The organism is Dehalococcoidia bacterium (assembly GCA_025054935.1).
Classification (GTDB): Bacteria; Chloroflexota; Dehalococcoidia; order SpSt-223; family SpSt-223; genus JANWZD01.
Window position 1 is genome coordinate 79,153 of the sequence record JANWZD010000008.1, and the last position, 19,480, is coordinate 98,632.

The following is a 19,480-nucleotide window of genomic DNA, read 5'->3' on the forward strand; positions in this document are numbered from 1 at the left end:
ATTATAGGGAGCGCCCGTTCCCCCGGGGAGGCGATCGCCGGCGCAGCAGCGTCAGCGCGACGACCAGCCACGCCGCCGCGCTGAGCGCCGCTCCGACGGCGAATGACGCCGGCCGGTAGGCGAGCTCGACGACATGCTGCCCCGCCGAGAGCGGCACGCCGACCAGCACGCCATCGACTGTGATCAGCGGGGCAGGTCTGCCGTCGACCTGCGCCGTCCATCCGGGGTAGGCGCTCTCGAGGATGCGCAGGAAGCCGGGCTCGGGGCTCGCCGTCTCAATGCGGTACCAGCCGGGCGCGCGCTCGACCACGCGCACCGCTCGCTCGGCGGTCGGCGGTCCTTCCGGCGGCGGGATCGGCGGCCGCCCGATCAGGATGACCGTGTCGTCGTCAAGGGCGGGGTCGGTGAGACGGCGCAGCGCGGCCGCTTCCTCCGTCACGACGACGGCGCGCGCTGCCCAGCTGACAAGCGGACGCGTTCCGGTGAGCACTCCCCCGCCCGCCACCTCTGCCACACCAAGGCGGGCGAGGGCGCGCGGGTCGTCGCCGGCGGCAGCAAGGGCACGCTCGGTCGACGCCAAGCGGAGGGGGTCGTAGGCGAGGAGATCGCGCCGGCCGACCATGAGACCGCGGTTCGGCAGCGCCGCCGCCGCTTCGGGGAAGGGGAAGGGCCGCTGGTAGCTGCTGAGTGAGAAGGCGGCGAAGAAGCGGTCGAGGAACACTGGCTCGGGCGTGAGCAGCGGTCCGCCTGGCGGCGGAGGGGGCCAGCCGGCCGGCCCGAGCGGCAGCAGCGGCCGCGCGAAAAGCACGAGCTCGACCGCGACAGCGCCGAGCACGAGCCCCAGGCCGCCGCGCCTGCCGCTGAGGGCGACCATGCCCGCCGCGCCGACGATGAGCAGGCCGCTGCGCAGGAAGGGGGCGCCGCCAATCCCGAGCCCCGCAAGCCCGCCAGCGGCGAGCCCAAGGCCGACCGCGCCAGTGACGAGCGCGGCGCGCCGCCGCGCTGCCGAGGGAAGGGTGGCCGCGCGCGCCAGCCCCGCCGCCGCGGCGAGCGCCAGCCCAAAATCGGCGAGTATGAGGAAGCGCCCAGCGCCGCGCAGGAGGTCGCCGCCTGCCAGCAGCCGCCCGGCCGGGCCGACACCGGGCAGCCCGGGCAGAAAGGCGAGCGCCACGCCGACCGCAACGAGCAGCCACGGCAGCCCGCGCCGGCCGAGTGCCGCGACGGGGAGCGCGAGCAGCCCGATTGTCCAGCACCATTCCCAGAAGCCGACCGGACCGCGATAGTCGCCGGCCGCCGGCGTGCCGAGCAGGTCTGGCGCGATGAGCAGGAGGGCGGCCCACGGCGGCGGGTCGTACGGGGCGACGAGCGGCTCGGCCAACCCCTCTGCCCGCACCGAGCGCATCAGCAGTTCCGCTGCCGGCACGGCCTGCGCTGCGGCCAGCGCCAGCCCCAGCCCGATGGCCGCGGCGAGCGTCAGCGGCAGGCCGAGCGTCGTCCGTCGCTCCGGCGCTTCCCGCATCCCAAACCAGGCGCCGCTTATAAGGCTGGCAAGCGCAACGATCAGCCACGCTTGGGGATGCCCGTCCAGCCAGGCGAGGGCGAGCACGATCGCGGGACGGAGCGCCGCCCGCGGATGCCGAGGAGCGCGCGGCCAGGCTGCGACGGCCAGCCCCAGCCAAGCGGCGGTCGCGAAGAACGGCGGAAAGACGGCCCGGGCAGCAAGCGCCCCCGAGAGCGGGAAGACCACGCCGGCGAGCGCTGCCGGCCACGGCGGCAGGTCGAGCCGGCGGGCGGCGAAAAAGGCGCCGAACGCGGCGAGCGCGGCATGGGCGAGCAGCGAGAGGGCGAGCCCCCGCTCGGCGCCGACCAGGATCGAAAGGACGATGAACGGCGAGAAGGCAGCGGCCTGCGGGTTGGCAGCGAGCGGCGCCCCGAGGCCTGACTCGCTTGCCCAGAGCGGCAGCCGGCCGGCGCGATAGGCCGCGACGACGGCGTGCTGCCATGGCTGACTCTGGAGCGCCGTCGCTCCCCACGTCGGGACCGCCCCGAGCAGGATCTCGCCGCCCCAGGCGAGCACGACCGCAAGGAGGAAGACGGCGGGGGCGAGGGCTCTGCTACGCTTGGCCATGGCGTACTCTCTGAGCGGGACAAGATACGACGGACGGCGCAGTATGGCAGAGCTTCGGGATAGGGAGCAGATCCGCGAGCAGACGGTCGTCGCCGCGCGCGAACTGGAGCGGGTCACCACCCTCGAGGAGCTGCGACACTGGTGGAAACGCCACTATCTCACGCTCGGTCACCGGCGGCTGGCGCGCCTTGCCATTCTCGGCTGGCCGCTCGAGCGGGTGCTGGCCGACCGAAGCCGGGAAGCGTGATCTTGCAGGCTGGCGAGCGGTGCGGGTAGCGGTCGCCAACGTGCCGGGGAGGAAGACGGCAACGGGCGCTCCTCTCGCTCGCCGCGCCGCCGGTTTTCCGGGGCGGCGCGGCCCTGCGCGTCTCCGGTTGTCCGCTCGCGTCGAGGCAGGCGGAAAAGCCAGCCCGGATAACGGCGGGTCGAGAGCGGCGGCCTTTCAGCAAGCGACTGCTGCTCGCCTGGGCGTACGGTTCGCGCCCGAATTGGCCAAGGGCAGGGAGAAGGCTGATGTTCATCGTTCAAGGCGTGAGCGATATTCTGCGCGAGCCGGAGATTGTCCGTCAGCATGAGGAGATGTACGACCGGCTGCTCCACGAGACGCCGGGCATTCGCTGGAACCTCTATTTCCGCGGGCTGCGCAATCCAAACCGGAACATCCATCTCATGGCATGGCGCGACCAAGCGGCTTCCGAGGCATTCGGCGTCAGCCCGGGGTTCCAAGCGCTGCGCCGCGAGCTGGCGGCTGAGGGCAGACCGCGCGTCCAGATGACCGGTCCGCTCTCGCCCGGCTACTGGGAGCTCGTTTTCGAGCGGCGGGCCGTGCCGCCGCCCACTGGCTACGACCCCGCGGTCCTCGGCTTCGCTCGCCACGCAATGGTCTTCGTGCGGCCCGGCAGGGAGCGCGCATGGGAAGCCGCTGTCCGCGCTCTCGTTGCCCAACTGACGGAGGACTTCTTCACTGCCCGCCTCGCTCGCAACCTCGGCCAGCCGAATGCCTACACCTTCGTAGTGCATACTCGGACAGACACGGCTGCTCATGCTCTCAGCCTCCCGAGCGCGGTCATCGACGAGGCGACCGACGACATCTACCGCGTCGTTCTCTCCTCCGACTGGTCCGACACCCGCTGAAACGGGCGGCGTGCTGCGCAGAAAGTCCAGGACTTAGCGAAAAGCAGTCCTATCGGACTTCTTCTTGTGCTACACTTCTCGGACTTCGCGATGGGAGGACCACAAGATGACGGCGCAAGGTCGGCTGATCTACCGACATTTTGCGGGCAATGGGCTCGCATTCGACCTGTCGGTCGGAGCGTTTGCCGACCACTATCGGGTAACGATCTTCGTGAATGGCGCTCCGGCGCGGACTGCTCGTCGACGCAGCCTCGGCAGCGCCATCCGCTGGGCCCGCGCCTACGCCGATCGCCAGCTTGATCGCTTCGGGGTCCAGCCGCGCCAGTTGGCGCTCTCGCTTCCGGCTGAGAAGCCGGCCGTTGGCGCGCATCCGCTCACTGCTGCCCGCTAGCGGGGCGGTCGCCGGTTGTGCTGTTCCACAGCGCGGGGAGCTGGCCGGTCCGCTCCCACTCGCGCCAGGGCCCGAGCAGACCGACAGGGATAGGCGTAGGACGGCCGGTGCTGAGGCTGACAAAGCAGCCGCGTTGGACCGCGCTCGCCATCACGCGCTCGTCGACCACGAATTCGGCGGCGATCTCCCAGCGCGTCTTGCCCATCGCTGTTACCCAGATCCGGCCGACAAGGGGGTCGAACATCCGCACGGCGTGCCGATAGTCGATGGAGGTATGCAGGATAATGGGCGTGACGCCAAGGCGAACGCACTCCGAAAAGGGGAAGTACGCGGCGAGCAGCGCCATCCGCAGGTCCTCGAGCCAGCGGATGTAGACGATATTGCTGACGATCCCTGCGAAATCGATATCGTAGCCGCGAACGGCAATCGCGAGTTCGACAGTGAACGGGCGCATCGTTTCCTCCGGCAGGATCGTGCCGGGGCTAGGCGGCTCGCGGCAATGGTCGGTGCGCCCGCCGACGAGCGGGGGCGCGGCTGCGCTGGCGCAGCACGCCGACAATGCCAGTCAGCAGGGAGGCAAGTCCGCCAACCCAGGCGAGGGTCAGCGGAACGGCGAACTCGAACTGGATCCGGAGGGCTGCGATGCCGCGCGGCTCCGGCCAAGCGAGCGCCCAGAAGAGCCCCGAGAAGATCGCCACGAAACCGGCGACCCCCAGCCACCAGAGCCCAAGCTTGATTTCCGGCCAGCCTGCCGGCCGCGTTGGGCGCGGGAACTGTTCGCTCTCGCCAGCAGTCGCGGTCGGATCGAGCAGCAGGTCGGCAGGCTGGCTTCGCACTCTCCGGGAAGCGTGTCGGGGCACTGTCTCAACGACCATGACCTCTCCTCACTTGCCCGCACCGCCAGTCTGCCAAACATGACCAGTCCAAACAATCAGTTCGGACTTGAGGCAGCGCGGGCTTCCGGTCACACCGGCAGCGGGAGCTCGGTATCATTGCGGGAGGAGGCGCGATGAGCACGATCGTGCGACGCCATCGCTTCACGGTTGAGGAGTATCGGCGGCTGTCGGACCTTGGGCTGCTGGGCGAGGAAGGACGCACCGAGTTGCTGGACGGGGAGATCTTCGACATGCCGGCAATCCGACCGCCGCACGCCTATTGCGTTGGAGCGTTGACCAAGCTGTGCGTGCTTGGTGTCGGGGATGCGGCGGTGGTCTGGGTTCAGAATCCCGCCGCGATCGACCGGCAATCCGAGCCCCAGCCGGACCTGCTGCTCCTCAGGGGGCCCGGGGACCGTTACCGGACGGCGCACCCGACGGCGGCAGACATTCTGCTGGTGATTGAGGTGGCGGACACGAGTTATCGCCACGACCGTGAGGTGAAGCTGCCGCTCTATGCCCGCGCCGGCATCCCCGAGGTGTGGATTGTCAATCTCCCGGCGCGGCAGGTTGAGGTGTATCGCGAGCCGGAGAGAGAAGCCTATCGCGAGCAGCGGGTCGTTGGCCCGGAAGGACAGATCGTCCCCGCTGCCCTGCCACAGCTTGCTGTTCCCGTTGCCGCGATCCTGCCGTAAGCGAACCGGCGGCAGAGCGCATGGAGCTGCTGGAGCGCCAAGCGGTTAAGAGTGCGCTGCCGGTGGTGGGGACGGCGATCGGGGCGCACCGTGTCGATTCGCTGGCGCGCCTCGCAACACTGCTCATGCTGGCCGCCGTGGGGCAAGAGGACGCCGGCGCGCGCGGCCTCTCGTCCCTGACACGCCATGATGGCGTTCTGGACGCGGTCAAGGGTGCCCTGAGGGCACTGCCCTCGCCCTGCTCGCGGCCGCGCTTCCTGGCTCGAGGCGGGGCCTGCTGTAACAGCGCGCGGCCGGAAGCGGTGCTGGAGAACGTCTTAGCCCGCGCTCGGTCGGTCGATCCCCGTCAAAAATCGGGCGGGATCCTCTATTGTGTGCAGCACCGATCAGCGCGCCTGACGGCGCGGTGGGAGCGTGATGCATGGACGGCGCCGGACAACCAGCTCTCGCGCTCGACGATCGCGGCCTGCCGGCGGACCGGCTGCTGGAGGCCTACCGGCAGATGGTCACCATCCGGCGTTTTGAAGAGCGCGCCCTCGATCTCTATCGCGCGGGCGAACTGCGCGGCAGCACTCACCCCTACATCGGCATGGAAGCCGTCGCTGTCGGGGTCTGTCTCGCGCTCGAGCCGGGCGACTACATTTCGAGCACCCATCGCGGCCATGGCCACACAATCGCCAAAGGCGGCGACGTCCGCCGGATGATGGCCGAACTGCTCGGCCGGGCGACCGGCTACTCCGGCGGCAAGGGGGGCAGCATGCATATCGCCGACCTCGACCGCAAGATGCTGGGCGCGAACGGCATCGTTGGCGGCGGGATCGGCCTCGCGGCCGGCGCGGCGCTCACCGCCAAGCTTCAGCGCACCGGCGCGATCGCGGTCTCCTTCTTCGGCGACGGCGCGCTCAATCAAGGTGTCCTCCATGAAGTGAGCAACCTCGCCGCAATCTGGTCGCTGCCGGTTGTCTTCGTCTGCGAGAACAACCAGTACGCAATGTCAGCGGCGGCGGCGTGGACGATCGCCGGCGGGGACCCGGCGAAGCGAGCGGCCGGCTACGGCATCCCGGGGGTGACGGTAGACGGCATGGACGTCGAAGCGGTGGCGCGGGCGGCGCGCCAGCTCGTTGCTCGCGCCCGGCGGGGCGAGGGGCCGAGCTACCTGATCGCCAGCACCTACCGGTTCGTCGGCCACCACGCCGGCGACCCGCTCAACTACCGCCCGAAGGACGAGGCCGAGCGGTGGCGAGCCCGCGACCCGATCCGTCTTCTCGGCGAACGGCTGGTGGCGCGCGGCATGGCGACGGCCGATGACCTCGCCGCGATCGATGCCGAGGCGGTAGCGCGCATCGACGATGCTGTCGCCTTCGCCAAGGCAAGTCCGCCACCGACTGTCGACCAGCTCCTGACGGACATCTACGCGTAGTGGGGGAGCACAATGGTGACGACCTCCGAGCGGCAGGCGCCCGCCCCGGCCTCAGCAGGCGACGAGCGTCTCCTCACCTATGCGCAGGCGCTGAACGAGGCGCTGCGCGAAGAGATGCGTCGCGACCCAACGGTGTTCGTGATGGGGGAGGATGTAGCGGCGTGGGGCGGCGGCGGGGTGTTCGGCGTGACGCGCGGTCTCGCCGATGAGTTCGGCACCGAACGCGTGCGCGACACTCCGATTTCCGAGGAGGCGATTGTCGCGCTTGCGGTTGGCGCGGCGGCTGCTGGCAGCCGGCCGGTCGTCGAACTGATGTATGTCGACTTCGTCGGCCTCGCGATGGAGCCGCTCGTCAACCAAGCGGCCAAGCTGCGCTACATGTTTGGCGGCAAGGTGAGCGTCCCCCTCGTCCTGCGGACCCAGCAGGGCGCCGGACGCGGCAACGCCGCCCAGCACAGCCAGAGCCTCGAGGCGTGGTTTTGTCATGTCCCCGGCCTCAAGGTCGTCACCCCGAGCACACCGGCCGACGCCAAGGGGCTGCTCGTGAGCGCGATCCGCGACAACAATCCGGTCGTTTTCCTCGAGCACAAGCTGCTCTACGGCACGAGAGGCTACGTCCCTGCCGGCGAGTATGCCATCCCGCTCGGTGTCGCGGACATCAAGCGTCCGGGCCGGCACGTTACTGTCGTCGGCATCCATATGATGGTGCTGAAGGCGCTTCAGGCTGCCGAGCAGCTGGCCGAGGAGGGGATCGAACTCGAGGTGATCGACCCGCGCACGCTTGTCCCTCTTGACGAGGCGGCGATCGTCGCCTCGGTTAAGAAGACGGGGCGGCTGATCGTCACCCACGAAGCGGTGACGCGGGCCGGCTATGGGGCGGAGATCGTTGCCCGCGTTGTCGAGCTCGCCTTCGACTATCTCGATGCGCCGCCGCTGCGTGTCTGCGGCAAGAATGTGCCGGTTCCCTATAGCGCCGTGCTGGAGGAAGCAGCGCTGCCGCAAGTGGCCGACCTCGTCGCGGCTGCGCGGGCGCTCGTTCGCGGCGCGGCGTAGAGCCGCTGCGTTTCGATAGCGCGCCGGGGAGAGGAGGAGCGCCGCGGATCTGGGGCATCCTGATGGGAACAGCCCCCACTCGCCGCGGCCGGCTCGCCAAAGAAAGGAGCGCCGACGAGGATGCGGCTTGCGCCGGACAGAGCCGCCGGGGGCGATGCTGCCCGCCGCGACCATCGGGCAGACGCGCGGCGAACCCGTTCTCCAGCTGCCGGCAGGGGCGCTGCTCCTGAGCAGTTGCCTGCCGAAGGGTGGATGGGAGCCGTCTTCTCTCGCCGGGCGCGCCTCATCCTGCGCTCTCCCCTGCGAGGGGGCGCGGACGCACCATGCTGCGGCCTCTCCTCGCTGCGCTGCTCTCGGTTCGTGACCTCGCCGCGTGTCGTTTGGGGCAGTGCGCACGGTGCGCTCGCGTGAGGCAGCGGCGGGGCTTTGCGGAGAAGACGTCATCGGCGCCCGCATGTCGAAGGGGCTCGTTCCGGCTCGAGAGAGGGAGCCCTGCCGCGATGCGCTGCCTCCCCGACAGCGAGCTCGGCCTGCTGTCCTGCCGCCGTCCTGCGCTCTGCCTCGGAACGGCGCTCCGCTCCTCTCGGCCGCTCAGCGCTCTATCGAAGGGGGAGCGCTTGTCAACGCAGGCGTCCCGCGCGGCGAACAGCTGCCCGCCTGAAGAGACGCACTGAGGGGCGTGCGGGGAAACGTGACGGTCTCGAACGCGCGTCGCCGGTCGCTTCAGCCGTGTGCGGGAGGGGATGCTGAACAGTTCCGTTCGGACGCTGTCGCTGGAGGAGGACCGCTGCCCGGCCGCTAGGGCGCGGCGTTCTCCCTTGCCCAGCACGACGCCAGCGGGCGCCGGCTCGGCGTCGGACGGCGCGCCGGAGGTTCGGGGGCGGCGGTCGGCCGGCGTTTCTTCAGGCCAGTTGGCTGCCGTGCTCCCTGCACGGCAGCGGCATTGCCGGCGGGTCGTGCCGAAGCGCGGCGCCTCTTCCGGCGGGTGCCGATTGCCTCTATTAGACTTTTGTTAGACGCCTTGACACGACTTGTATCAAGTTCGTACAGTTGCAGCAGCAGTCACGGGCGGACGAGCGTGATGGTTGAGAAAGCGCAGTACATCATTTCCGTGGCGGCGCGCATTGTCGAGATGCACCCGCAGACGTTGCGGAAGTATGAGCGTGCTGGCTTCCTGGAGCCCTCGCGCTCGGAGGGCAATCTCCGCCTCTACTCGGCAGAAGATCTCGACCGGCTGTTTCAGATTAAGACGCTGGTCGAAGAGCGGGGGATCAATCTCGCCGGGGTGGAATTAGCGCTGCGGTTGACGCGCCGTCTGCGTGAGCTGGACGAGCTGTTGGGGCAGCTGGACAGCCTTTCTGCTGAACACCGAGAGCTCAGCCGAGCCGCCATCCGGGCCATGCTCGACGAGCTCGGCGTCCCCAAATCATCATATGGAGGAACGCATGGCCAAAGTGATAGGCATTGACCTTGGGACGACGAACTCCGTCGTCGCCGTGATGGACGCCGGCGAGCCGGTCGTCATCGAAAACGCCGAAGGCAACCGCATCACTCCTTCGGTCGTCGCCATCAACCCCAAGACCGGCGAACGGCTCGTCGGTCAAGTCGCCAAGCGGCAGGCGATCACCAACCCCTTGAACACGATCTTCTCGGTCAAGCGTCTGATGGGCCGCAAGTTTGACGACCCGATGGTCCAGCGGACGATGAAGATCGTTCCCTACAAGATTGTGCCGGCGCCGAATGGTGATGCCTGGGTCGAGATGGGCGGCAAGAAATACAGCCCGCCGGAGATCTCGGCCATGATCCTGCAGAAACTGAAGACCGATGCCGAGGCGAAGCTGGGCGAGAAGATCACCCAGGCCGTCATCACCGTCCCGGCCTACTTCAACGACAGCCAGCGCCAAGCGACCCGCGACGCCGGCAAGATCGCCGGCCTGGAAGTGCTGCGCATTATCAACGAGCCGACGGCAGCGGCGCTTGCTTACGGCCTCGACAAGAAGAAGGACGAGTACATCGCCGTGTATGACCTCGGCGGTGGCACCTTCGACATTTCGATCCTCCAGCTGGGCGACGGGGTCTTCGAGGTCAAGAGCACCAACGGAGACACGTTCCTTGGCGGCGATGACTTCGACCAGCGGATCATCGACTGGCTGGCGGATGAGTTCCGCAAGGAGCAGGGGATCGACCTGCGCCAAGACCGGATGGCGATGCAGCGCCTGAAGGAGGCTGCGGAGAAGGCGAAGATCGAACTGTCTTCGACCCAGCAGACAGAGATCAACCTGCCGTTTATCACGGCCGATTCGAGCGGGCCGAAGCATCTGACGATGACCCTGACGCGCGCCAAGCTGGAGCAGCTCGTCGAAGACTTGGTCGAGCGCACGGTCGGGCCGGTCCAGCAGGCGCTCAAGGATGCCGGACTGACCGCCAGCCAGATCGATGAGGTGGTGCTTGTCGGCGGCCAGACGCGCATGCCGCTCGTTATCGAGCGCGTCCGCAGGCTGTTCGGCAAGGAGCCGCACAAGGGTGTCAACCCCGACGAGGTGGTGGCGATCGGCGCGGCGATCCAAGCCGGGGTGCTGAAGGGCGAAGTGCGCGACGTCTTGCTGCTCGACGTGACGCCGCTGACGCTCGGCATCGAGACGCTCGGCGGAGTGATGACGCCGCTCATCCCGCGCAACACCACCATTCCGACGAGTAAGAGCGAGATCTTCTCGACCGCGTCGGACAACCAGACCTCGGTCGAGATCCATGTCCTCCAAGGCGAGCGGCCGATGGCGAGCGAGAACAAATCGATCGGCCGGTTTGTTCTCGACGGCATCCTTCCCGCGCCGCGCGGCGTGCCGCAGATCGAGGTGACCTTCGACCTGAACGCCGACGGCATCCTCTCGGTCTCGGCAAAAGACAAAGCGACAGGACGCGAGCAGAAGATCACGATCCAGCCCTCGAGCGGCCTCTCGAAAGAGGAGATTGAGCGGATGATCCGCGACGCTGAGGCGCATGCCGAAGAGGACCGCCGCCGCCGCGAGGAGATCGAACTGCGCAACCAAGCTGACTCGCTCGCCTACCAAGCGGAGAAGATGCTGCGCGAGCACAGCGAGCGTATCCCCTCTGACCTGAAGCTAGAGGTCGAAGGCAAGATCGCGGCGGTGCGCTCGGCACTCCAAAGCGGCGACGCTACCACAATCCGCACCGCGCGCGATGAGCTGTCGCAGGCGCTCCAGCGCGTCGGGCAGGCGGTCTACAGTCAGCAGGCTGCCGGCGGCGATGGTCCAAGCGCTGGGCCGAGCGCCGGGCCGCGCCCGTCCGATGAGGGCACCGTCGAAGGCGAGTTCCGCGAACTGTAGCGCCTCATCTCCTGCCCCCTCTCCCAAGGAGAGGGGGTTTTTCTGCCGTGGCGCCCTCACCCCCCCCGCCGAGCCCGCTCGGCGCTCCTCGAGGGTCCTGAACGTCAATTCGCATATCCGGCCCGAGCCTGCTCGGCCGTAATCAGACCGAGTTGCCGCTGCCGGGCGACGACGTGGCTGCTCGCAACGACGCCAGGAATGCTGCCCGTCATGGCTCTGCCTGTCGCTGGCGGCAGGATGCACTCGCAAGACGCCATTGACGGACGCCCGTCAGAGCGGCAGATACCGACGATGGCAGATGATACCCCCCAGCGATCGGCTCAGTGACGGCGAAGACGAGCGCGGCATCTACGAAGCCGTCGCTGCCGGCCGGCTGGCGCAGACTTTTGCCCCTCTCGTCACCCTTGGGGTTGCGACGACAGCCTCGCGCGGTCAAACGGCGCGAGCGTACTGCATGCCGCCGAGATGGCGCACGACGCCCTTCAGTTCGAGCATGACCAGCGCGGCGCTGACGCTCGCGGCGGGCAGGTCGGCCAGCCGGCAGAGCTCGTCGATGTGGAGCGGCTCGCGCGAGAGGTGTGGCAAGAGCGCGGCCTCGACCGGGTCGTCCGTAAGGGCTTCCTGCATGTCGAGCCGGCCCTGCAGGGGGCCAACTTCGTCGATCACGTCCTCGACCGTGCTGACCAGCTTGGCGAGGCCGCGCTTGATGAACTGGTTCGGCCCGTCCGAGAGGGACGAGAAGATGCTCCCGGGAACAGCAAACGTCTCGCGGTTCTGGTTGAGCGCGTAGGCGAGAGTAAGGAGTGCTCCGCTGGAGCGGTCTCCTTCGACGACAAGGACGCCGCGACTCAGTCCGCTGATGATCCGGTTGCGCTGGGGGAAGTTGGTCGGCGCCGGCTTTGTCCCGAGGGGATATTCGCTCACGAGCGCGCCCTGCTCGACGATGCGCGCTGCCAGCTTGGCGTTCTCAGCGGGGTAGATAATGTCCAGCCCGGAACCGAAGACGGCGATCGTCCGGCCACCGGCATCGAGGCTGGCGAGGTGAGCGACGGTGTCGATGCCCCGGGCGAGCCCGCTGACGACAGTGTAGCCGCGCTGAGCGAGGTCGCGGGCGAACTGGGCCGCTGCCTGCCGGCCATACGGGGTCGCTCGGCGCGTGCCGACGACGGCGATCGCGCGGCTATCTTCGTCTCGAAGCGTGCCGCGCACGAAGAGCACGGGCGGGGCAGCATCGATCTCGCGCAGCAGGCGGGGATAGGCGGGATCATTCCAGTCGAAGGCGCGCACGCCGGCCCGGTGCAGCTGCTCCAGTTCGCGCTCGGGATCGATGGACGCCTTCGCTGCCGCCAGCGCCTCGCGGGTACGCTCGTCAATGCCGGCGGCGGCCAAGGCGGCAGCGCTCGCCCGCCAAGCGAACGAAAGGTCGCCGAAGGCCTGCTCCAGGCGGCGAAACTTCGACGGACCGATACCCGGCACGCGCGCCAAGGCGATGCGGTAGGCAAGATCCTCGCTCATGGCGGCCCGCTGGGCGTCGGTCGCTCCGGTGTCAGTGTCGGCGGACGACGCGGATATCGTCGATCACTGCAGCGATGCCCGGCAAGGAACGGACAATCTCGAGAGCGGCGTCGCGGACCTCGGGGCTGGGAACGGTGCCGAGCAGCCGGATCCGATCCTCGACGGCGGTGATCTCGATCTGATGGCCAGCGGTGCGCGGGTCGCGGGCGAGGGCCTGATTGATCCGCCAGATGATGCCGACATCCCGGCTGGTATTGAGGCGGTTTGCCACGCGGTAACGGTGCGGCTCCGGCAACATCGCGACCTTCTCCCGACGATCGTTCCCCGCTGATTGTAGCCGACGTCATGCGCAGCTCTCCGGCCTCCGCTTGGCCCGACGCTCGGCATGGCGAGCTCAGCGGTGCAGTCGACGCGGCTCGAGGCCCACGCGGCATAGCCGCGCGCTTAGGAACCGCTCTCTCGGTTCCATTCCCCTCAGGCTCACGCATTGCGAGGGCAATCCTTGCCCAGGGTCCTGCTCCTGTTCCGCGCGTTCTAGGCTCGCGCTGCGCATTGCCCGAGCCGCTCCGCGCTCGCGACGGCATCGCGACGGCGCTGGAGCGCTGCATCAGGCGCATCGCCCTCGCCGTCGGCGATGGTCGCCTGCCCTCGGTTGCCCTAGGAGCGCGGCCGCAGCATCCCTCTCGCTCGCCTCACCGTCAGCACTGCGGCGCGCTTCAGCCTTCAAAAACCATAAAGGGAGCAGCACGCCACTCGCCCTGCTGCAGCGAGGCTCCCCGAGCGCCGAGACAAGCAAGACAGTATCGAGGTGACGGTCGCCTCCTTTTGTGCCGGCATCAAACCGGGGTGTACTTTCCCCGTCATGGCAAGGTTCTTGAGGAGAAACAAAGCGACTCGTCCAGAAAATTAAGCTGGGGCCGCTGCCGCCGCTATTGCGAACGACGGGCGCTTAGCGTGGAACTTCCATTGCTTTCCAGCCCGGTAGGCTGAGCCCTGCTGTCTCCGTCATAGTGAGCTTGCGCAGTGCTGCTGCTACTCTGGCTGCGGGCATTAGGCTGAGCCCTGCTGTCTCCGTCATTGCGAGGCCCGCCGCAGGCGGGCCGTGGCAATCCCGTCCTCAGTGGGACCACGCTCACTTCAGCAGAGGCTGCGGTCTCAGTTCTGATCGGGGTTGCCACGCTCGCTGCGCTCGCTCGCAACGACGGGCTTGTGGCCTGCGGGTGGTAGCGCCTTCGGCGCGGTGCTGTGCGCTCGCAACGACGGGCTTGTGGCCTGCGGGTGGTAGCGCTTTCGGCCGGGGTGCTGTGCGCTCGCAGCGACGGGCTTGTGGCCTGCGGGTGGTAGCGCCTTCAGCGCGGTGCTGCGCTCGCTCGCAGCGACGCCGGACGAGATCCCACGCTGGAAGGCTGACGGCGCCAGACGAGGGGCGCAACGATGACCGGGAACGCCTCGGGCGGCCCCGTGATCGTGCTGCCAAATCGACCGCGCGTCCAGTCGGAGGAAAGAGGAGGGCAGGGAGGAGCGCGGCGTGGCCTGCAGCCGATTGCTGGGGCGCTGCTTACTGCCTCTCCTCGCGCCACTTGCGGAGGGCGCGCTCGTGAGTGGCGAAGGCGACCGGCGGCAGGGCGTCAGGAGGGAAGACCGCGACCTCGGCGGCATCATCGCCTGGCCGGAGCGTCCCGCCTCGCGCAACGGCGCGGTAGAAGACCGCGAGCCCGTGCTTGTTCGGCTCAAAGAACGACTGCGCATCCACCAGCCCCAGCAGCGCGATTTCAAGCCCCGTCTCCTCGCGCACCTCGCGCCGGGCGGCGTCTTCGACATCCTCGTCCCAATCGACAAAGCCGCCCGGCAGCGCCCAGCGGCCGAGCCCGGGCTCATTCGCCCGCTTGACGAGGACGACCCCGCCGGCATGCTCAACGATGCAGACGGCGACCGGCGCTTGGTTGCGGTAGTGAATGCGGCCGCAGCGCGTGCAGACCGGCCGCAGCTTGCCTTCGACGGGACGCTCCTCCAGCGGTCCGCCGCACGCCGTGCAGAACTTCACGCGCCGAACCGGCCGAGTGGCGCGCCGCCGAGCAGATGGTAATGAAGGTGAAAGATCGTCTGGCCGGAATGCGGGCCATTGTTGACGACCAGCCGGTAGCCGGTCTCGGCGATCCCGTGCTGCTGCGCGACAGTGTTCGCCGCTGCGTGGATCGCGCCCAGCAGCGGGCCATGGTCGGCGGTGAGCGCGCTCAGGCCGCTTAGATGCTCGCGCGGGACGATGAGGATATGGACGGGCGCTTGCGGCGCGATGTCGTGGAAGGCGACAACGCGCTCGTCTTGATACGCCATGCGGGATGGGATCTCGCCCGCGATGATCTTGCAGAACAGACAGTCCACGCTACCCTCCACCGATCATGCGGACGATCTCGATCGTCGCGCCGTCGGCAATGACGGTCTCGCTGAAGCGCTCGCGGGCGACAATCTCCCCCGACAGCTCAACCGCCACGATCCGCGGGTCAACTTTAAGCGATTCAAGAAGCGCCGCAACTGTCATCCCCGCGGGGATCTCGCGCGGCGCGCCGTTGAGCTGGACACGAATCATGGTCGTCCCTCCGAAGGCACGCGCGATCGCCGCCGCCGCATCCCGTCGGTCAGCTGCGCCGAGCACTGCCGAGATGACAGCAACCCCGTCTGCACCGGCGACCCGCACGTCGGGAGCGCGCTCGGCAGTGATGCCGCCGATAGCGAGGAGCGGCTTGCTCGTCGCGGCGCGGACAGCGCGCAGCAGGTCGAGACCGCTTGCTGGGCGGTCGGGATGAGAGCGGCTGGGGTAGATCGTCCCGACGATAAAGAAATCTGCCTCATCGAGATCGGTGACGGCGTGGACTGAGCGGCCGACGATCAGCCGGGGCGCGATGCGCCGCACAGCAGCGACCGGCAAGCCGCCCGTCGGCAACTGGACCCCATCCGCGCCCGCCGCGAGGGCGATGTCGACCCGCTCATTGACGAAGAGCAGGACGCCTGCCGGCAGCCGCGCGCGCAGGGCGCAGGCCAGTTCATACTGCTGACGCGCCGGGAGGTCCGGCTCGCGCAGCTGCACTGCCGTCGCGCCGCCCGCCGCTGCTTCGACGAGCGCGTCCACCAGTCCCTCCGCGCCGGTCAGGCGGCGGTCGGAGACGACAAGCAGCCCGCCGATCGTCACCGGACGACCCCCTCCAGCGGGCTGCTTGCGCTGGCGTAGGCGCGCTTCGGGATCCGGCCGGCGCGATAGGCGAGGCGGCCGGCCTCGACACCAAGCCGAAATGCTTCCGCCATCAGTGCCGGGTCCTTCGCTTCAGCGATGGCCGTGTTGACGAGAACGGCACTTGCGCCAATCTCCATCGCGAGAGCGGCATCAGAAGGCGCTCCCAGCCCCGCGTCGACGACAACGGGGACGCTCGCCTGCTCAATGATGATCTTGATCTGCTCGAAGTTGACCATTCCTTGCCCTGAGCCAATCGGCGAGGCGAGCGGCATGACCGTTGCGCAGCCGATCTCCTCCAGCCGGCGAGCAAGCACCGGGTCGTCGTTGATATACGGCAGAACGTCGAAGCCTTCTTCAATCAGCCGTCGCGCCGCCTCGAGCGTCCCGATCGGGTCGGGAAGGAGGTATTTCGGGTCAGGGATCACTTCGAGTTTGATCCAGTTCGGCAGGCCGAGCGCGCGCGCGAGACGGGCAATCCGCAGCGCCTCCTCTGGGGTGGCACAGCCGGCGGTGTTCGGCAGGATGGTGTAGCGCGACCAGTCGACATAGTCGAGCAGGGTCTTCTCCCCCGGACGGTCGAGCGGCAGGCGGCGAATGGCGACGGTGACAATCTCGGTCCCCGAGGCGGCAAGCGCCGCGTTCATCTCCTCGGGCGTCCGGTACTTGCCGGTGCCGAGCATCAACCGCGAGCGAAACGTTCGGCCAGCGATGATCAGGGGGTCGGTCATAGCGCTCCTCCGGTGCGCGGGAACGAGAAACGCCGCCTCCGAACGGCCGGTGCGGCGTTTGCATTCCACGCATTCCCTCCGCCGGCACGACCCGGATCAGGTGTTTCGGGGTCATCGGCGGCTCCTGCCGATTTCTCAGCCCGACTCCCGGGCTCCCCCAGCGCGCACATGTTCAGTTCATTCTCAATATCCTACCACACCCTCATGACGAGCGCGCCGGCGGGGCATGGGCGTTCTTCCCGAAAGGAGACGCGAACAAGGCGCTCCGATCGTCGTGCCGCCCGCCTTCGTCGCGAGGCCGCTCGCCGCGTGGACAGCGGGCCACCCTTCGAGCAGACGCAGGGAGCGAGCGTTCCTCACCAAAGCGCGCTCGCCCGCCTTGCCGACGTCCTTGCGGACGTCTTCGAGCCCCGGGGGGAGCGGCCGAGAGCGGCGCTAGTCACTGAAACGCTTTGGAAGTGGCAGGCGAAACGGTGCTCGGGCGACCGCCGGACCGACGTGCCGGCTCCGAGCGCTCTCCGGTCCAGTTCGGCGACGATGGCTGACTCTTCGTGCGAGCCGACTGCATCAGCAGCTTCGGCAGCGCCCGCCGCTCGCTCGGGCCGGTGGTGCTCACGCGCGCCCGCTGTCCGCCCGGCTCGCTCGATCAGCAACTCCTCGCTCCCTCCCTACCGTCACCGGCGTCAGGCGTGACGGGGAGCATCACCTCTTTCTGCTCACCGTGATCGTCAGCGCGCAGCGTCTCCTCCCGCGGCGCGGGGGAGGGCGGCTACCGCTCCGCTTCTTGGAGTTCCCGCTCGAGGCGGGCAGCATACTCCGGATCGAGCGGCGCGTCGTCGGCCGGAACGAGAGGGGCGCTCGGCGCGCGCCGGCTCAGTCGGCGGAGAGCGAGGGTGACCACGCCGATGCCGATCACAAACCCAACGGCCGGCATAATCCACGCCGTCAGACTAGGGCCTTCCTTCGGCGGCGCGACGAGGATCGACTCGCCGTAGCGCTCGACGAAATAGGCGGTGATCTGCTCAGGGGTCTCGCCGGCGGCGAGCTTTTGGCGGATCTGCTCTTTCATCTGATTGGCGAGCGCGCTATCGGACCCTTCGAGCGACGTCTCGCAGACAGGACATTTGAGCGTGCGGTAGAGGAGAAAGGCGTCCCGCGTCGGGTCTTGGGCGAAGGCCGGCGTGACAGCGAGAGCGCCGAGCAGCAGAGCGAGCAGGAGACGGAACATTGCGCTACCCCATGGATGGCACTGGCCAGAACGCGGCAAGCCGTCCGACCAGCATGGCGACAATGTAGGACCGGTCGGTGAGGAACAGCACGCCGACAGCGATGAGCGTCAGCCCGGAGAGCGCGCTGAGCGGGCCGCTCACTCGGCGCAGCGCGCGCCAAGCGCCGAGCAGGCGGCTCAGTCCGACCCCGACCGCGACGAAGGGGAGCCCGAGGCCAAGGGAGTAGGCGAGCAGCAGCAGCCCCGCTTGGCCGACCGTCTCGCGGGTGCCGGCGTAGAACAGGATCGAGGCGAGGATCGGCCCGATGCAGGGCGTCCAGCCGAAGGCGAAGGCCATCCCGAGGAGCACGGGGCCAGCCGGGCCAAGCGCCTCACGCGGGAGATGAACGCGTCGGTCGGCCTGCAGAAACCGCGGCCCGATGCCGATCAGCGTCAGCCCCATTACGATGAGGAGTGCTCCGCCGGCGCGGTAAAGCACGGGGCGGACCCCCTCCATGGCCGCGCCAACCAGCCCGGCCGACATGCCGAGCGCGACAAAGACGAAGGTAAACCCGAGGACGAACAGCAAGGTCGTGCCAAGCACCCGGGTGATCGGCGCAGGCCGGTCGAGGGACGCGCCGGAGACGTACGCGACATAGCCCGGCACGAGCGGCGCAACGCACGGCGAGAGGAACGAGACAAGCCCGGCCAGGAAGGCGACGGTCCAGCTGACGTGCGGAACGAGGTCGGTCACTTCGTCAACTCATCCAGCAGGAGCGCAATCTGCCGGTCGGTCAACGGCCCGACCCACTTGCGGACGATCATGCCGTTGCGGTCGATGAAGAACGACTCTGGGACGCCTCCAACGCCGTAGTCGATTGCGACCGCGCCAGTCGGGTCGAGGCCGTTCGGGTAGGTGATGCCATGCCGCTGGATGAAAGCGCGGGCGTTCTGCTCGCTATCCCACACCCCAACGCCGACGAGGACAAGTCCCGTGGACGCGTAGCGCTGAGCGGCCCGCTCGAGCACCGGCGCTTCCTCGATGCACGGGCCGCACCACGATGCCCAGAAGTTGACCAGCACCGGCCGGCCGCGCAATTCGTCGAGCGAGAGGGTCGAGCCATCGAAGAGGCGAAGAGTGAACGGCCGCGCCGGCCGCGGCTCGATCGGCACGTCGCCGCGCGGCTTTCCCGAGACCAGCAGCCCATAGCCGAGCAGTCCGAGCAGTGCGATGGCAACAGCGAAAACAAAGCCGATCCCGATCAGCCGCCCAACGGTCCATGTCGGGGAAGAGGGCTCGAGCGATGCCGATCGGTCGAGGGTGGAGGTCATCGTGCCTTTCGCGACATCCGGAAATCCGGCTGTCTCCAAAATTGTATCCGAGAACGGCGGCGGCGTCTTCCGACGTGAGCGCTGAGCACTCAGGCGTTGTCGAACCGCGCGCGCACTGTCTGGACCTCACCGAGAGCGCGCAGCAGGCGCAGCGCCCCGCGGTGCGCTTCCTCAGAAGCGCCCGCGCACCCGTCCTCGAGCGTGATGACGCCGCAGCCGCGGTCGACTGCCTCACGCGCGGTGCGCTCGACCCAAAGCTGACCGCCAACGCGCTCCCTCACCTCGCGGTGCGAGGCGGTGAGAGCGGCACGCTCCCTAGCCTCGGGCGACGACCTCCGTCCGACCGCGCTGTCAAGGAAAGCCGCTCTCTGCGCGCTGGGGGGCGCAGCGAGAAGGCATAGCGCATGCTGTCACAGCGGTCTCATCCGG

The 19,480-nt window shown here is 68.5% G+C and carries 21 protein-coding genes and 1 riboswitch; of the genes, 8 read left to right on the forward strand and 13 right to left on the reverse strand.

Translation table 11 applies throughout. From position 1 onward, the window contains the following. Window position 1 precedes the first annotated feature (1 nt). Window positions 2-2,128 (reverse strand): YfhO family protein, encoded by a 2,127-nt coding sequence (locus tag NZ773_10050; protein ID MCS6802265.1) that lies wholly within the window; start codon window positions 2,126-2,128, stop codon window positions 2-4. Between the two features lie 43 nt (window positions 2,129-2,171). Between NZ773_10050 and NZ773_10055 the strand changes: the two genes are divergently transcribed. From NZ773_10055 to NZ773_10065, 3 genes are all read left to right on the forward strand, one after another. After that, window positions 2,172-2,375, forward strand: a complete 204-nt coding sequence (locus NZ773_10055) for a hypothetical protein (protein ID MCS6802266.1) — start codon at window positions 2,172-2,174, stop codon at window positions 2,373-2,375. A gap of 266 nt (window positions 2,376-2,641) precedes the next feature. Beyond that, entirely contained in the window at window positions 2,642-3,262 is a 621-nt protein-coding gene (locus NZ773_10060; GenBank protein MCS6802267.1) for a hypothetical protein, read from the forward strand. Window positions 3,263-3,368: 106 nt separating this feature from the next. Beyond that, a complete protein-coding gene (locus tag NZ773_10065; protein ID MCS6802268.1) occupies window positions 3,369-3,653 on the forward strand; it encodes a hypothetical protein in 285 nt (94 codons plus the stop codon). On the opposite strand, the gene NZ773_10070 is transcribed toward NZ773_10065, so the two are convergent. Further along, entirely contained in the window at window positions 3,637-4,107 is a 471-nt protein-coding gene (locus tag NZ773_10070; protein MCS6802269.1) for an acyl-CoA thioesterase, read from the reverse strand. The two genes, NZ773_10065 and NZ773_10070, sit on opposite strands and share 17 nt — an antisense overlap. Window positions 4,108-4,135: 28 nt before the next feature. Continuing rightward, complete coding sequence (locus tag NZ773_10075) at window positions 4,136-4,528, reverse strand: hypothetical protein (protein ID MCS6802270.1); 393 nt, start codon at window positions 4,526-4,528, stop codon at window positions 4,136-4,138. A gap of 134 nt (window positions 4,529-4,662) precedes the next feature. Here NZ773_10075 and NZ773_10080 point away from each other — a divergent pair, with 134 nt between their 5' ends. The 5 genes from NZ773_10080 to dnaK all read left to right on the forward strand — a co-directional run bounded on the left by NZ773_10080 (window position 4,663) and on the right by dnaK (window position 11,040). Then, on the forward strand, window positions 4,663-5,223 hold the full coding sequence (locus tag NZ773_10080; GenBank protein MCS6802271.1) for a Uma2 family endonuclease: 561 nt from the start codon (window positions 4,663-4,665) through the stop codon (window positions 5,221-5,223). Between the two features lie 421 nt (window positions 5,224-5,644). Further along, window positions 5,645-6,643, forward strand: coding sequence for a thiamine pyrophosphate-dependent dehydrogenase E1 component subunit alpha (locus tag NZ773_10085; GenBank protein ID MCS6802272.1), 999 nt, complete (start codon window positions 5,645-5,647; stop codon window positions 6,641-6,643). A 12-nt stretch (window positions 6,644-6,655) separates the two neighbouring features. Continuing rightward, window positions 6,656-7,696 (forward strand): alpha-ketoacid dehydrogenase subunit beta, encoded by a 1,041-nt coding sequence (locus NZ773_10090; protein ID MCS6802273.1) that lies wholly within the window; start codon window positions 6,656-6,658, stop codon window positions 7,694-7,696. Between the two features lie 1,081 nt (window positions 7,697-8,777). Beyond that, on the forward strand, window positions 8,778-9,164 hold the full coding sequence (locus NZ773_10095) for a MerR family transcriptional regulator (protein MCS6802274.1): 387 nt from the start codon (window positions 8,778-8,780) through the stop codon (window positions 9,162-9,164). Further along, entirely contained in the window at window positions 9,142-11,040 is a 1,899-nt protein-coding gene (dnaK, locus tag NZ773_10100) for a molecular chaperone DnaK (protein ID MCS6802275.1), read from the forward strand. The genes NZ773_10095 and dnaK overlap by 23 nt, the downstream gene beginning before the upstream one ends. A 432-nt stretch (window positions 11,041-11,472) precedes the next feature. Here the strand turns inward: dnaK and dprA are convergent, their stop codons facing one another. The 10 genes from dprA to NZ773_10150 all read right to left on the reverse strand — a co-directional run bounded on the left by dprA (window position 11,473) and on the right by NZ773_10150 (window position 19,332). Then, the gene (gene dprA, locus NZ773_10105; protein ID MCS6802276.1) at window positions 11,473-12,555 is read right to left on the reverse strand and encodes a DNA-processing protein DprA; all 1,083 of its coding nucleotides are present in this window, start codon (window positions 12,553-12,555) and stop codon (window positions 11,473-11,475) included. Between the two features lie 31 nt (window positions 12,556-12,586). Continuing rightward, window positions 12,587-12,853 carry a BON domain-containing protein gene (locus NZ773_10110; protein MCS6802277.1) on the reverse strand — a complete coding sequence of 89 codons (267 nt, stop codon included), beginning with the start codon at window positions 12,851-12,853 and terminating at the stop codon, window positions 12,587-12,589. A 1,260-nt stretch (window positions 12,854-14,113) separates the two neighbouring features. Then, window positions 14,114-14,599, reverse strand: a complete 486-nt coding sequence (locus tag NZ773_10115; protein MCS6802278.1) for an NUDIX hydrolase — start codon at window positions 14,597-14,599, stop codon at window positions 14,114-14,116. Then, window positions 14,596-14,937, reverse strand: a complete 342-nt coding sequence (locus NZ773_10120) for a histidine triad nucleotide-binding protein (GenBank protein MCS6802279.1) — start codon at window positions 14,935-14,937, stop codon at window positions 14,596-14,598. The genes NZ773_10115 and NZ773_10120 overlap by 4 nt, the downstream gene beginning before the upstream one ends. Window position 14,938: 1 nt before the next feature. Then, window positions 14,939-15,742 carry a sulfur carrier protein ThiS gene (gene thiS / locus NZ773_10125; GenBank protein MCS6802280.1) on the reverse strand — a complete coding sequence of 268 codons (804 nt, stop codon included), beginning with the start codon at window positions 15,740-15,742 and terminating at the stop codon, window positions 14,939-14,941. Further along, entirely contained in the window at window positions 15,739-16,512 is a 774-nt protein-coding gene (locus NZ773_10130; protein MCS6802281.1) for a thiazole synthase, read from the reverse strand. Before NZ773_10130 ends, thiS begins: the two co-directional genes overlap by 4 nt. Before the next feature lie 55 nt (window positions 16,513-16,567). Continuing rightward, window positions 16,568-16,681: riboswitch (TPP riboswitch) on the reverse strand. A gap of 600 nt (window positions 16,682-17,281) precedes the next feature. Next, entirely contained in the window at window positions 17,282-17,740 is a 459-nt protein-coding gene (locus tag NZ773_10135; GenBank protein MCS6802282.1) for a cytochrome c-type biogenesis protein CcmH, read from the reverse strand. A gap of 4 nt (window positions 17,741-17,744) precedes the next feature. Continuing rightward, the gene (locus tag NZ773_10140) at window positions 17,745-18,473 is read right to left on the reverse strand and encodes a cytochrome c biogenesis protein CcdA (GenBank protein MCS6802283.1); all 729 of its coding nucleotides are present in this window, start codon (window positions 18,471-18,473) and stop codon (window positions 17,745-17,747) included. Further along, window positions 18,470-19,090, reverse strand: a complete 621-nt coding sequence (locus NZ773_10145) for a TlpA family protein disulfide reductase (GenBank protein ID MCS6802284.1) — start codon at window positions 19,088-19,090, stop codon at window positions 18,470-18,472. Before NZ773_10145 ends, NZ773_10140 begins: the two co-directional genes overlap by 4 nt. Window positions 19,091-19,140: 50 nt before the next feature. Further along, window positions 19,141-19,332, reverse strand: coding sequence for a cysteine hydrolase (locus NZ773_10150; GenBank protein MCS6802285.1), 192 nt, complete (start codon window positions 19,330-19,332; stop codon window positions 19,141-19,143). Between the last annotated feature and the right edge of the window lie 148 nt (window positions 19,333-19,480).

What these genes read in the sequence shown, in the direction of transcription:
- NZ773_10110 (MCS6802277.1), bottom strand. Translation starts at nt 12,853, where the DNA reads ATGTTGCCGGAGCCGCACCGTTACCGCGTGGCAAACCGCCTCAATACC.
- NZ773_10085 (MCS6802272.1), top strand. Translation starts at nt 5,645, where the DNA reads ATGGACGGCGCCGGACAACCAGCTCTCGCGCTCGACGATCGCGGCCTG.
- NZ773_10060 (MCS6802267.1), top strand. Translation starts at nt 2,642, where the DNA reads ATGTTCATCGTTCAAGGCGTGAGCGATATTCTGCGCGAGCCGGAGATT.
- NZ773_10080 (MCS6802271.1), top strand. Translation starts at nt 4,663, where the DNA reads ATGAGCACGATCGTGCGACGCCATCGCTTCACGGTTGAGGAGTATCGG.
- NZ773_10135 (MCS6802282.1), bottom strand. Translation starts at nt 17,740, where the DNA reads ATGTTCCGTCTCCTGCTCGCTCTGCTGCTCGGCGCTCTCGCTGTCACG.
- NZ773_10075 (MCS6802270.1), bottom strand. Translation starts at nt 4,528, where the DNA reads ATGGTCGTTGAGACAGTGCCCCGACACGCTTCCCGGAGAGTGCGAAGC.
- NZ773_10070 (MCS6802269.1), bottom strand. Translation starts at nt 4,107, where the DNA reads ATGCGCCCGTTCACTGTCGAACTCGCGATTGCCGTTCGCGGCTACGAT.
- dprA (MCS6802276.1), bottom strand. Translation starts at nt 12,555, where the DNA reads ATGAGCGAGGATCTTGCCTACCGCATCGCCTTGGCGCGCGTGCCGGGT.
- NZ773_10055 (MCS6802266.1), top strand. Translation starts at nt 2,172, where the DNA reads ATGGCAGAGCTTCGGGATAGGGAGCAGATCCGCGAGCAGACGGTCGTC.
- NZ773_10065 (MCS6802268.1), top strand. Translation starts at nt 3,369, where the DNA reads ATGACGGCGCAAGGTCGGCTGATCTACCGACATTTTGCGGGCAATGGG.
- NZ773_10130 (MCS6802281.1), bottom strand. Translation starts at nt 16,512, where the DNA reads ATGACCGACCCCCTGATCATCGCTGGCCGAACGTTTCGCTCGCGGTTG.
- NZ773_10090 (MCS6802273.1), top strand. Translation starts at nt 6,656, where the DNA reads ATGGTGACGACCTCCGAGCGGCAGGCGCCCGCCCCGGCCTCAGCAGGC.
- NZ773_10050 (MCS6802265.1), bottom strand. Translation starts at nt 2,128, where the DNA reads ATGGCCAAGCGTAGCAGAGCCCTCGCCCCCGCCGTCTTCCTCCTTGCG.
- NZ773_10095 (MCS6802274.1), top strand. Translation starts at nt 8,778, where the DNA reads ATGGTTGAGAAAGCGCAGTACATCATTTCCGTGGCGGCGCGCATTGTC.
- dnaK (MCS6802275.1), top strand. Translation starts at nt 9,142, where the DNA reads ATGGCCAAAGTGATAGGCATTGACCTTGGGACGACGAACTCCGTCGTC.